We start from the raw sequence: 13527 nt of genomic DNA, 5'->3' as shown, positions 1-13527 counted from the left end.
ACTTATTCCTTACAAAAATATGGATATTCTATTTTCAGTATACTCTTTTCTCCATATATACTCTAGGTTTTATTGTAAAGAAAGCAAAAAGCCTAACCCAACATTTGGATTAGACTGCTTGTAAAATATGTCTTGCTTCTTCTACATTTTTTTCAGTAGGCGGTTCTACATTTGCGAGTGGATACTTATGCCCAAGTGCCTCCCATTTATATACACCAAGCTTATGGTATGGTAGCACTTCAACTTTCTGAACATTAGACAGACTTTGAATAAAACTAGATAGTTTTTGTAGATCCTCCTCATTATCAGTAATACCAGGAACTAATACGTGTCGTACCCAAATCGGTTTATTTTTATCCGATAAATAACGAGCAAATTGTAAAATATGTTCATTTGGTTTTCCTGTTAATTTACGATGTTTCTTTGAATCAATATGTTTCAAATCCAATAAAACTAAATCTGTGTATTCCATTAAAATATCTAGCTTATTTTGGAATTCTGGTTCTGCAGAATAACAACCACCCGAAGAGTCAATTGTTGTATGAATTCCAATTTCCTTACACTTCTTAAATAATTCAATTAAGAAATCTAGTTGTAATAATGGTTCCCCACCACTAACTGTTATACCGCCTCCGGAAGCTTCAATAAAAGGAAGGTAACATGTCACATCCTGCATTACTTCTTCGACTGTTATTTCTTTTCCTTTACCGATCTCCCACGTATCAGCATTATGACAATATTGACAACGTAATAAACACCCTTGTGTAAATATGACATAACGAATTCCTGGGCCATCAACAGTACCACAAGACTCTACAGAATGAATTCTTCCTTTTACCATGTTACTTCCTCCTTTATTGAAACAGCCTCCCTCTGCTATTTATAAAATGCAGAGGGACACTTTTTTCATTTACATGCTTTCATGCATTGTACGGTTAATTACATCGATTTGTTGTTCACGAGTTAATTTAATAAAGTTTACAGCGTAACCAGATACGCGAATTGTTAATTGTGGATATTTCTCAGGATGTTCCATTGCATCCATTAATGTTTCACGGTTAAATACGTTAATATTTAAGTGATGTCCTTCTTTTACTGCATAACCATCAAGCATTGATACTAAGTTACGTACTTGTACTTCATCCTCTTTACCAAGTGCTTTTGGAATAATAGAGAATGTATTAGAAATGCCATCTTGTGCATCTTCATATGGTAATTTAGCTACAGATAATAATGAAGCTAACGCACCTTTTGTATCACGTCCATGCATCGGGTTCGCACCTGGTGCAAATGGTTCTCCAGTACGGCGACCATCTGGAGTGTTACCAGTTTTCTTACCGTATACAACGTTAGATGTGATTGTTAAGATTGACATTGTATGAACAGAATTTCTATATGTTTTATGTTTACGAAGTTTATTCATAAATGTTTTCACAAGATTTACAGCAATTTCATCTACACGGTCATCATTGTTACCGTATTTAGGGAAATCTCCTTCAATTTCAAAGTCAACTGCAATTCCGTTTTCATCGCGAATTGGTTTTACTTTTGCGTATTTAATTGCACTTAAAGAGTCTGCTACTACAGATAGACCCGCGATACCTGTTGCCATTGTACGAAGAACATTTGTATCGTGAAGTGCCATTTCAATACGTTCATAGCTATATTTATCGTGCATGTAGTGAATAACATTTAATGTGTTTAAATATAGACCCGCTAACCATTCCATTGTCATATCAAACTTATGCATAACTTCTTCATAATCTAATACTTCAGAAGTAATCGGTGCGTACTCAGGACCAACTTGTGCTTTAGATTTTTCATCTTTACCACCATTAATCGCATATAGCAATGCTTTTGCTAAGTTTGCACGTGCACCGAAGAATTGCATTTGTTTACCGATTCTCATTGCAGATACACAACAAGCAATCCCGTAGTCATCGCCGTAGTCAGCACGCATAATGTCATCATTTTCATATTGAATTGCTGATGTTTTAATAGACATTTTCGCACAGTAGTTTTTAAAGTTCTGTGGTAATTGTTTAGACCAAAGAACTGTTAAGTTTGGTTCTGGAGCTGGTCCTAAATTATCTAGTGTATGCAAGAAACGGAATGAGTTCTTTGTTACTAATGGACGGCCATCTAATGCCATACCGCCGATAGACTCAGTTACCCAAGTTGGGTCACCAGAGAATAATTCATTATAATCAGGTGTTCTTGCAAATTTCACAAGACGTAATTTCATAATGAAGTGATCCACAATTTCTTGTACGTCTTCTTCTGTTAAAGTACCATTTGCTAAATCTCTTTCAATATAAATATCTAAGAATGTAGAAGTACGTCCAAGACTCATTGCAGCTCCGTTTTGCTCTTTAATTGCTGCAAGATATGCGAAGTATAACCATTGGAATGCTTCTTGAGCAGTTGTTGCTGGCTTAGAAATATCAAAGCCATGAGAAGCAGCCATTTGTTTTAACTCTTGAAGTGCACGTATTTGTTCAGATAACTCTTCGCGTAAACGCATTGTATCTTCACTCATTACACCGCCAGTTAAATTTAAATCTGCTTTCTTCGCTTCAATTAAATGATCTACTCCATATAATGCTACGCGGCGGTAGTCACCGATAATACGTCCACGTCCGTATGCATCCGGAAGACCCGTAATAACACCTGATTTACGAGCAGCTCTCATTTCTGGTGTATAAGCATCAAATACACCTTGGTTATGAGTTTTTCTCCAATCTCTAAAAATACGACTAAGCTCTTTATCCATTTCGTATCCATAAGATTCACAAGCTTGTTCCGCCATACGAATACCACCATACGGTTGTAAAGAACGTTTAAATGGTTTATCAGTTTGGAAACCGACTACTTTTTCAGTCTCTTTATTTAAATATCCTGGTTCATGTGATGTAATAGAAGAAACAATTTTTGTATCCATATCAAGAACGCCACCGTTTTCACGTTCTTTCGTTGTTAAATCCATTACTTGATCCCAAAGTTGTTTCGTTGCTTCAGTTGCTCCCGCTAAGAAAGATTCATCTCCCTCGTAAACGTTTACATTATTTAAAATGAAATCGCGAACATCAATCTCTGCTTTCCATTTTTCACCTTTAAAGTTTTCCCATGCATTTTTAACATTTTCTAATACTTGAGTCATCCTAATCTCCTCCATTTTTGATTAGTACAGGACTAAGATTTTTTATATAACAGCTTACACACTTAGAATACTACTTTTTTACGAAAGTGAACGAAATAGTTGTGACATGTTTGTGAAATGTTGAGCAAACTACTATATACATAGTGTTAACTTCATTTTAAAGTCTTTAAAATTAACCCTTTCCTTAATTGTATTTTTTTGGTATTCTTATATACGAGTCCTATTTTGTAATATAAAAACAATACCCATTGTAGAGCTGTAATACTCTTATCTCCTAATCTGTTATAGTTTTTATAACAAAACAAAAAAGTGTACATATGTTGTACACTTTTTTGTTACCTATAAAATATCTCTTTTTCTATTTCCATCATGGAATCCACCACGACTGCCTGTTAATGCAATTAATTGCTCTAACCCTTCTATATGATCACCAATAATTCGAAGTACAGCTGGTGGATGACCTATTTTAGCAAAATGTTCACTGGGTCGAATACGGTTCATCTTATCGACTTCAACACGACTTACACATGCAACTTCAAATCCTGAAAGAATAGCTTTCACTTGAGCTACACACGGTGCCAGTAAAGATCTATATCCAATTTCTTTCAAACACTTACGACTAAATGCATTCGGTACAGCAATAAGAGAGCCTACGCCTAGATCTTTTCTATCACAAGCTAAATTTAATGCATATTTAAATGCAGTTACAAGATGAAGCGGTACTCTTAAATCTAAATAATGATTTAGATCATTTAATGCAACATCTGTTCCATCTGCAATAGCTTTCGCAAAAGGATATAACTCACTCGCTGGAATAACAAAATCGCCGTCTATAAATAATACAATTTCTCCTTTTGCGAAATACGTTCCAAGTGAGCGCCCCACATCATTTCCGAGTGCTTCTTTATATACGATTGTCGTTGCTCCCTTTTCTTTTGCAATCGTTGCTGTTTGATCAGACGAACCATTTACAACAACGATAATTTCAAAAGGTTCAATTTTGCGAAGTTCTTCTATAACGTTTCCAATTGTTTTCTCTTCATCTTGTACAGGAATAATGACCGATAATTGCTTTCCCTTATACAAATTCGATGTAACGCCCCATCCTTGATAAAAATCTTCAAAATCTAAAGTATGATAGACACTATCTCTTTTCCTATTTCCATCATAATACCCTCCACGCTCATCGCTACCTACTATTCGCTCCGCTACAGCTTCTATATGGTCACCTATCATCCGTTTTTCAGAATGAGAAAGACCCGTGCCATACGCAGCATGCTCGGTCGGCCGAAATTTATTTGGTGTAATAACGTCAATTGCACAATGTCGACTAATTCTCCATTTGCTTTGAACAAGACGTAAATGAGCGACAATAGGATTAACAAAACATTCATACCCAATGCTTTGAACAACTTCTTTCGTCAACGCATGAGGTACAGATAATAAAGAGTCAATTTTTAACTCCTCACTCTCTAACATTGCATTTAATATTTGGCGCCACACTGTCACTGAGTGCGGTTTTTGTTTCTTTAAAAATAACGCATCCAAATTATTTAAAACGATGTCGGCCTGATCATGTAAAATTGGATTTAGGAATAATTGTAACTTTGAAGTTTGAATAACAAAATCTCCATCTATAAATAGTAATACATCACCTATCGCGTGTTTTGCGCCAACTGCACGGCCCACATCATTCCCCAGTAGCTCTGTATACTTGATTACTTTACACCCTAAATGATCAGCAACCTCTTCTGTACCATCGTTACAACCGTTTGCTACTACAATAATCTCTACTGGATTTAATCCTTTTGCCGATTGAATAACGTCTGAAATCGTATCCACTTCATTACATACAGGTATAATAATCGATAGTGACTTAGCCATTGTTTTCTTCACGAAACCATTTAATAGTTTCTTTCAACCCTTGTTCCCACGTTACTTTCGCTTGAAATTGAACAAGTTCTCTTAATTTCGTTACATCTGGTCTTCTATTTGGAATTTCTTCAAAGCCATGTGGATATACCTCTTCGAAAGGAACTTGAACAATTTTTGAAGAAGAATTCGTTAATTTTTTTATTACTGCTGCTACTTCTTTTATACTCTTTTCATTCTCAGAACCTATATTAATAATCTCACCATTTACCTTCTCATCCATTGCTCGAATCGTTGCCTCTACCGCATCACTTACATACGTAAAACAACGTGTCTGCTTTCCATCTCCATATACGAGAATGTCTTCTCCTCGCAGTGCTGCGCGGATAAATCGTGGGATTACCCCTGCATACGGACCATCTTTCGCTCTTGGACCATAAATATTAAAATAACGAACAATCGTTACAGGTAAACCTTCTAAAGCGTATCCTAAACATAATGTTTCTTCTAACGTTTTACAAATTGCATAACTCCAACGTATTTTAGAGGTTGCACCGTATAATCGATCTCCTTCTTCAGAAAAGGGCGGCTTTGCCTTACCATATACTTCTGAAGTAGACGCAAAAACTACTTTCTTCTTTCCTTTTAGCGCTGCTTGTAAAATGTTTCTCGTTCCATCAAAATTCGTTTCAATAAGCTCTATGCTCTTTTCCATTGTCGTTTTCACACCTAAAATTGCTGCTAAATGAAACACTACATCATGTTGATTTACTAATTCATAAATAGAATTTTTATCTAAAACACTTATTGGAATAACCCGAATTTCTTTCATTAACTCATCATGATATTTATTTTTCCCTTTATAGAAGTTATCAACGATAGTGACATCATAACCTCTTTTCACCAGCTCTTCAGCTAAATGCGATCCAATAAATCCTGCTCCACCTGTAATTAAACATTTCTTACTCATACACTCACCTTCTTTATAATTCCACGTGTATCTACGACTTGCTTTATCCCTTTAAAAACCTTCCAATCGATATTAGAGTGGTCTGTTAAAATTAAAATACAATCCGCTTGTTTAACGGCTTGTTCATCCAAAGAAACAGATTGATACACCTTATCTCCAAATTTTGCAGAAGAAATATATGGATCGTGATACGCTATCTCATATCCTGCTTTTATTAACAATTCAATAATTGGCAACGCTGGCGATTCTCTTAAGTCATTTACATCTTTTTTATATGCAATCCCTACAATTAAAACCTTTGCAGGTGATTGCACCACACCTTTTACTTTCCGGACCACTTTCTCTGGCATTTCCTCATTAATTACATGTGCCGCCTCAATTAATTGACTAATTGCTCCATTCTTTTTTATTCTCCACTGGAAATATAAAGGATCTACCGGAATACAGTGTCCCCCTATCCCTGGTCCTGGCCAATACGGCGTAAATCCAAATGGTTTTGTAGATGCCGCTTCAAGTGCCTCATAAAAATCAATTCCTAAACTTTCACATAGTGTATTTAACTCATTTACTAATGAAATATTGACTAAGCGCTGAATATTTTCAAATAGCTTACACATTTCTGCTACTTTTGGGGAGCTAACTGGAACAACTACATCAAATATAGTGCTATACAAAGCCTGTACTTTTTGTTTACACATTTCTGTTTGTCCACTAATGACTTTTGGAATCGTTTGAACTGAATATTGACTATTAGCTGGGTCAATTCTCTCAGGAGAATACCCAATATAGAAATCTTCTCCTACCTTTTTTCCTGTTTGAGAAATAATCGGAATAATAACTTCCTCGAGCGTACCTGGATATGTGGAACTTTCGAAAATGAAGGTTTGTCCTTTTTGAAGGTTTTGTTGTATATAATGCGAAGCTGAAATGAGGGCACTTAAGTCCGGTTCTCTTTGTTCATTAATTGGAGTTGGGACAGTGACAATAACATAATCACTATTTTGAAAATCAGCAATACCTTGATCCGGTGTATTGACTATTAATTTTTTTCTAGTCAATAAACTCTGTAACAATTTAGAAGAAACATCTGGAATATAACTTTCTCCCTGTATAATTGATTCTATTTTTCTAGTATCTTTATCTAATCCAAGCACTGTATGTCCTCTCTCTGCAAAATGAACTGCCAAAGGAAGACCAACATATCCTAATCCGATAATGGCAACTGTACTACTAACATTCATCTGTATTCTCTTCTTCCTTTCTCAATTGTTGAATGATATTTCTATTCCGCTCTCCATCTGTAAAACTCCCGCGCTCGTCTGTGGATTGCAATAAATATGCAATCGCCTCAAGTTGATCACCGAAAATACGATCAAATGCTGGAATACGCCCATTTACAAATCCATGTTGCTCTGGGCGTACTCGATTTGTTTTTATGACATCTACAAAGTCTACCGCTGTAATAGAAAATCCCTCCAAAATAGCTTTCATTTGAGCGAGTGGTGGAATGATAAGAGAATCATATCCGATTTTCTCTATTACCTTTTTATGCATAGCATGTGGTACTGCCGTTAATGAGTTATTCCATAAATCTGGTCGTTTCGCTACCAAATTCACAAAATATTTTCCCATGCTAATTGGGTCTGCCGGATGAAACATATCTAATAAACACTGTAAATCATTCAATGCCACATCATTTCCATCTTCGATAGCATGTAAAAATGGAATTAGTTTTTCCCCTGGAATAACAAAATCACCATCGACAAATAAACAAATATCGGCCGTAGCATGCATAGCTCCTATCGCTCGGGCTACATTATGTCCAAGCGCTTCCTCAAATTCAATAACAATGACATTCTCTAGCTTTGCTTGTTTAACTGTCTCAACGTCCGCTCCATTCGCAACAACTATAATTTCATCTATACCTGATTTTTTCACTTCTTGTATAACAGATCTTATAGTCATCTTTTCTTCTGATACTGGGATAATTGCACTATATTTCGCTTTTTTCTTTTGTAATAAAACTGGTTTATACTTTCCTATAAATTCTCTATCCCTCTTTCCTTCCGAAAAGCCGCCACGGTTACCATATATTTCGATTACGTATTGCAAAGCACGTAAATGATCCCCCATAATACGGCTAGTCGCTTTCGGATAAGGAGAACCGGGTGATGTACCAGTATGAACAGGACGCACTTTATTTGTATGAATGACATCGACTGAAGCCATATCGACAATATCTACTCCTCTAGACATCGCCATCGCTTGAAATAGTGCTGGATCCGCTAAATTCCACCAACCAAACTTCTGAATAACTTCCCTACTCATTGCATGCGGAATTGCGATTAAAGATCCAACAACAAGCTCTTTTTTATTCAAATAACGATTCAACATAAATTTTCCAACTGTCGTATAATGCGGTCTCATCTTTAAATAAACGGACCATGTTAAATTATTCACAACAATTTGGTGGCCTTGCTGAATACCTTTTATAAAACGTTGCAGCTCTCTATGATCAATGACGATATCACCATCTAAAAACAAAACAATGTCGCCTTTCGCTTCTCTTGCACCAATTGCCCGTCCAACATCATTACCAAGAGAATATTTATAATAAATGACATGGCAATGATGTTGTAAGGCTATTTCTTTTGTTCCATCTGTCGACCCATTATCTACTACGATAATTTCATATGGTTTCAATTTCTCCACTTCTACTAAGACTTGTGATAAAGTACTCGCTTCATTATGCGCCGGAATAATAACTGATACCCTCATACTTGTACCACGCTTACCCTTCCAAGCGAACATAAGAAATGATAGGAATACGTACAACTACATCTTCCGGTGGTCCATAAGAAGGAGAAGTACGAACACTTACTGCCCCGTCTGTCACAGATAACAAAATACCCGCAACAATTTCGACCGCTGTCACAACTTGCACTAGCTCACCAACATGGTTACGTAATTCTTCAGTAAATAACATATATAAGTCTCCTTTCTTACGCTTCTTTAATTGATATAATACTTGTAAATGGTAATAAAACTTCTGTTCCTATTCCTTCTTGCAGTGTTAAGAAATCATCACCAACTGCTACAATTACACCTGTTAACTGTCCAACTGTCACCGTAATTTCTACATTTTTACCTAAATACTGCTCTGCAATTTCTTTAAAAGGTGATGTATTACATTCTTTTAAAATGTTACAAATAATAGATTGAAATCTACTTGATTCAATAAATTCTTCCGTAGCTTGCTTGGAGTTTCTTTGAATAAACCTCGCGAAGTTTTGCGAAAACAAAAGTCGTTCCACAGCAGGCAATAACTTATTATCTAAAAAATAATCTAATTGTCTATTAAACAATCTCGATAACTTTTTCCAATACTTACCGAATAAACACATACACTTCTCCTCCTATTATTTTTAAATTATAAAAATATATCCATACATCTTAATGTATACAAAGCAGACTCTTTTTGTGATAGGTAAGACATACATTTTTCAACGAAACAATATGTTCTAACAATAAAAAAGATAGATGGCATTCCATCTATCTTTTTTACCTCTTAATTTTTAATTGTAACTATCGCAGAGACACTGTAATAAACCGCTCGTGGTAATTCTGCCCGTTCACTTATAGAAGCTGTAACAAGTGAACCACCGCTTGCCGAGAAATACTTAACAGCTTCTAACGGAATACCATCTTCTTTCACATCAATATGCGTTCCATCTCGCCATTCTATTTTCTGCATTGTTGCTGAAAAGTCCCCAGTCACTTTACCAAATTCCTTACCATCCGATCCTAGAAAGATCCATTCCCACTTTTTTAAACTTAGTACTTGTTTCAACTCTCCTAATTTCTCTCCATCTACATTAGAAAAAATATAAAAGTTGCGTACTCCCATCTTCTTTTGAACACGCAATAATCTTTCTCCCGATTGATTATATAAATAAAATTGTTGCTTATGTAGTCCCTTAAAAAGAAAAGAGAGTACAGCTTGCCATACACTTTGAATAACAAAATCATACTCTTCTTTTAAAAATCCTACTGTATTTCCATCTAATCCAAAGTATGTAATTACTTGAAATACTCCTACCTCTTTGCGAACGACAAATTTTTGTTGCTCCAATAATTCAGAGGTCTCTATATTATAATGTTCCTGTTTGAGCATTTTTGATCTTTGTTTTTCTATAAAGCTATATATTAATAATCCAAATGCCGGTAGTACAACACCTATTAATTTCAGATTTTCTTTCTCCGAAGTGAATAGCATCCCTTTTTTATATTCCATCACTAATCCAATTGCGACGATAATCCATACAATAACAGATAAAAAAAAGATGCGCTTTGCATTACGTTCATGATGCTTATGTATACTCATACCCCTCCCCCTTTTCCATTTATTTCATTATCTCATTGCACATACACTTCCTCAATAAAAAAAACTACCCAAAAGGATAGTCTCTTACACTTCAATATTTCGTAACATCGTATAAATGTCATTATTCACTTTACCAAAAGATTTAATGTTGTTTTGAATGTTAGATAATAAAACAACATACACACTACCATTTTTACTAAATCCATTTAAACAGTTCCAGCCTGGCATTACACCGTGATTCGAATAACTTCCCGGGTCTACGTACCATCCAAACCCGTAATCTTTTTTTCCACCTGTAAACATTTGATCGTAGCTTTCTTTTGAAATCAACTTTCCAGAGAAGAGCGCTTCATTAAATAAATATAAATCATGGGCACTTGTATATATATCACCACAACCATAAAGTTGTGACATACTTGGAATATTAGGTGTTGTCATATTGTTATTTACTATTTTATAACCTGTCGATGGAAATCTCGTTTGTTCTAGCTCTCTACCAAAACCAGAATGTTTCATACCAGCAGTAGCAAAAACATGTTGTTTAATATACTCTTCTAACGGTTGTCCGCTTACCTTCTCAGCAATATAGGCAAGTATCGAATAGTTAGAATCGGAATACTTCCATTTCTCTCCTGGACTTCCAATACGCTTTTGCTTTCCTATTCGTTTTATCAATTCTTCATGAGAGATATCCTCTGTTCCCTGCTCGTACTCTGGAATTCCTGATGTATGTGTTAGTAAATGTTTTAACTGAATGCCCTTACCTTGAGGGAAATCTGGAATATACTTCGCAATCGTATCCTCTACATTTAACTTATTTTGATCTTTTAATTGCATAATAGCAGTCGCTACAAAAGCCTTTGAAATAGAACCAATATAAAAAGTTGTCTCTGAATTATTCGGTACTTGTTTCTCTTTATTCGCCATACCGTATCCTTTATTCAAAAGAACCTTTCCGTTCTTCACAATAACCGCTGTCCCGCTAAATCCTGTTTTTTGCAAATATTGATCTAATTGAGCGTTTTCATTAATTTCTTGAGGTGGTCCCTCAGCAGGCTGTTCTGCAGCTTGTGCTTGCTTCACTTGTTCTTCCTGCTCTATTTGTTTTTTTGCTTCTTGCTTCTTTTTTTCTTCTTTCTTTTTTAGCTCTTCTTGTTTCTTCATTTCTGCTGCTGCTTTTAAAGTTTCTTCTTTCTTATTATGCGCAACAATTTTTGTATACATGAAATATACAAGTGAAAATAGTAAGACGAGAATGATTGTTCTTTTTATGTATACAATCGGCCGACGTGATTTCCCATTCGCATTATTTTTTTCGTGATCCATGATTACTTTTTTCCCCTTATTCACCAATAATTTAATCTCTCTACTAAAGATTTATTTTAGTAGATTATGGATAATCCATTCTATGTCATCCCTACTTTATCACGCACTGCACATATTACCAACCTATATGTATAAAAAAGAAAAAGAAAATTTACAAAAGTAAGATTCCCGTTAAATTTTTAACATAAAAAAAGAGGATATCCTCTAAAAACTGATGTTATCAATCTTTTTGGATATCCTCTTATCTAATTATTTATACGTGTTTTTTCATATCATCGGCAACAGATTCAACATTTGTACCTACGATAACTTGGACACTCGTGTTACTTAATTTCATAACACCTTTTGCACCAGCACGTTTTAATGCTGCTTCGTTTACTTGACCAGCATCTTTCACTTGTAAGCGTAGACGTGTCGCACAGTTATCAATAACTGTTAAGTTTTCTTTTCCGCCTAAAGCTAATACGTAAGTTTCACCAATTGAACCTGCAACTGGAGCTTCTTCGCCTTCAGCTACTTCCTCTTCATCTTCACGACCAGGAGTTTTTAGGTCGAACTTCTTAATTAAGAAGTAGAATACTACAAAGTAAATTGCTGCGTAAATTAAACCGATTCCAGCTAATAATACTGGTTTTGTTGCAATACCGAAGTTTAAAGCATAATCAATTGCACCGGCACTAAATGAGAAACCATCGTGAATACCAAGTGATGTTGTAATGAATAAAGAAAGACCTGTTAATACAGCATGAATACCATATAATACTGGTGATAAGAACATGAATGAGAATTCAATTGGTTCTGTAATACCAGTTAAGAATGAAGTTAATGCTAGACCACCTAACATACCTGTAACCATTTTACGTTTTTCTGGTTTAGCAGCCGCAATCATTGCGAAACATGCTGCTGGTAAACCGAACATCATAACTGGGAAGAAACCTGTCATGAACATACCTGCTGTTTTATCACCCGCAAGGAAACGAGCAATATCACCATTCACAACATTACCTGCTGCATTTGTAAAGTCCCCAAATACGAACCAGAAATATGTGTTCATTACGTGGTGTAAACCGATTGGGATTAATAGACGGTTTAATAAACCAAACAATCCTGAACCAATTGCACCTAAATTAACAATTCCGTGAGCTAATGCATCAATGCCATTTTGAATTGTTGGCCAAATTTGTGCAAATAAAATTCCTAGTATTAGCATTACTACCGATGTAACAATCGGAACGAAACGTTTTCCAGCAAAGAACCCTAACCATTCTGGAAGTTTAATTTTATGGAATTTATTATAAAGAAGTCCTGCTATAACACCAACAATAATGCCACCTAAAACTTTCATATCCACTTTAGTCGATAATTCGGCCGCCTTAGATACTTGTGTCATTGTATCTGCAAGCTTAGATGGATCAACATTAGCGCTATTACCTATTAAATCTTGGACTTTGCCTAATTTATCTTGTAATTCAGCAGTAGAATACCCTTTGCTCAGTGCATCAATACTGTTTTTCATAACTAGATAACCAATTGCACCTGCAAGACCTGCTGCACCACTACCATCAACTGAAAGACCGATTGCAATACCAATTGCAAAAATAAGTGCTAAATTATCAAAAACTGCTGCGCCAGCCTGTGCCATAACAGGAATATCAAATACATCTGGTTGCCCTAAACGAAGCAATAATCCTGCTGCTGGTAGTACTGCGATTGGAAGCATTAACGCTTTACCAATACGTTGTAGAAACTGCAACATTTTAATTCCCCCTAATTCAATTTATGAAATCGTTATCATTATAAGTACGCCTTAGAAAA

11 protein-coding genes are annotated in these 13527 nt (G+C 35.4%); all 11 read right to left on the bottom strand.

Annotated elements, in window-relative coordinates:
* Positions 1 to 109: 109 nt before the first annotated feature.
* Positions 110 to 841, bottom strand: coding sequence for a pyruvate formate-lyase-activating protein (gene pflA / locus BAQ46_RS16655; protein WP_071742201.1), 732 nt, complete (start codon positions 839 to 841; stop codon positions 110 to 112).
* 69 nt (positions 842 to 910) lie between these two features.
* On the bottom strand, positions 911 to 3160 hold the full coding sequence (pflB, locus tag BAQ46_RS16650; RefSeq protein ID WP_000195487.1) for a formate C-acetyltransferase: 2250 nt from the start codon (positions 3158 to 3160) through the stop codon (positions 911 to 913).
* A gap of 339 nt (positions 3161 to 3499) precedes the next feature.
* Complete coding sequence (locus tag BAQ46_RS16640; protein ID WP_001129990.1) at positions 3500 to 5044, bottom strand: glycosyltransferase family 2 protein; 1545 nt, start codon at positions 5042 to 5044, stop codon at positions 3500 to 3502.
* Positions 5037 to 6002: a UDP-N-acetyl-alpha-D-glucosaminuronate decarboxylase gene (locus tag BAQ46_RS16635; protein ID WP_000037033.1), complete on the bottom strand. Its 966-nt coding sequence runs from the start codon at positions 6000 to 6002 to the stop codon at positions 5037 to 5039. Before BAQ46_RS16635 ends, BAQ46_RS16640 begins: the two co-directional genes overlap by 8 nt.
* Complete coding sequence (locus BAQ46_RS16630; protein ID WP_071742200.1) at positions 5999 to 7243, bottom strand: nucleotide sugar dehydrogenase; 1245 nt, start codon at positions 7241 to 7243, stop codon at positions 5999 to 6001. Before BAQ46_RS16630 ends, BAQ46_RS16635 begins: the two co-directional genes overlap by 4 nt.
* Positions 7233 to 8813 carry a glycosyltransferase family 2 protein gene (locus tag BAQ46_RS16625; RefSeq protein WP_116777241.1) on the bottom strand — a complete coding sequence of 527 codons (1581 nt, stop codon included), beginning with the start codon at positions 8811 to 8813 and terminating at the stop codon, positions 7233 to 7235. The genes BAQ46_RS16630 and BAQ46_RS16625 overlap by 11 nt, the downstream gene beginning before the upstream one ends.
* Positions 8794 to 8988: an LSm family protein gene (locus BAQ46_RS16620; protein ID WP_000899481.1), complete on the bottom strand. Its 195-nt coding sequence runs from the start codon at positions 8986 to 8988 to the stop codon at positions 8794 to 8796. Before BAQ46_RS16620 ends, BAQ46_RS16625 begins: the two co-directional genes overlap by 20 nt.
* A 16-nt stretch (positions 8989 to 9004) precedes the next feature.
* The gene (locus BAQ46_RS16615; protein WP_000335520.1) at positions 9005 to 9406 is read right to left on the bottom strand and encodes an LSm family protein; all 402 of its coding nucleotides are present in this window, start codon (positions 9404 to 9406) and stop codon (positions 9005 to 9007) included.
* Between the two features lie 164 nt (positions 9407 to 9570).
* Positions 9571 to 10386, bottom strand: coding sequence for a sugar ABC transporter ATP-binding protein (locus tag BAQ46_RS16610; protein WP_071742199.1), 816 nt, complete (start codon positions 10384 to 10386; stop codon positions 9571 to 9573).
* A gap of 84 nt (positions 10387 to 10470) precedes the next feature.
* A complete protein-coding gene (locus BAQ46_RS16605) occupies positions 10471 to 11712 on the bottom strand; it encodes a serine hydrolase domain-containing protein (protein ID WP_071742198.1) in 1242 nt (413 codons plus the stop codon).
* Positions 11713 to 11965: 253 nt separating this feature from the next.
* Positions 11966 to 13468, bottom strand: coding sequence for an N-acetylglucosamine-specific PTS transporter subunit IIBC (gene nagE / locus BAQ46_RS16600; RefSeq protein WP_000938895.1), 1503 nt, complete (start codon positions 13466 to 13468; stop codon positions 11966 to 11968).
* Between the last annotated feature and the right edge of the window lie 59 nt (positions 13469 to 13527).

The sequence above is a fragment of the Bacillus paranthracis genome, assembly GCF_001883995.1.
Lineage (GTDB): Bacteria > Bacillota > Bacilli > Bacillales > Bacillaceae_G > Bacillus_A > Bacillus_A paranthracis.
The sequence above is the reverse complement of the archived record's forward strand: the minus strand, read 5'-3'. Positions and strand labels throughout refer to the sequence as shown.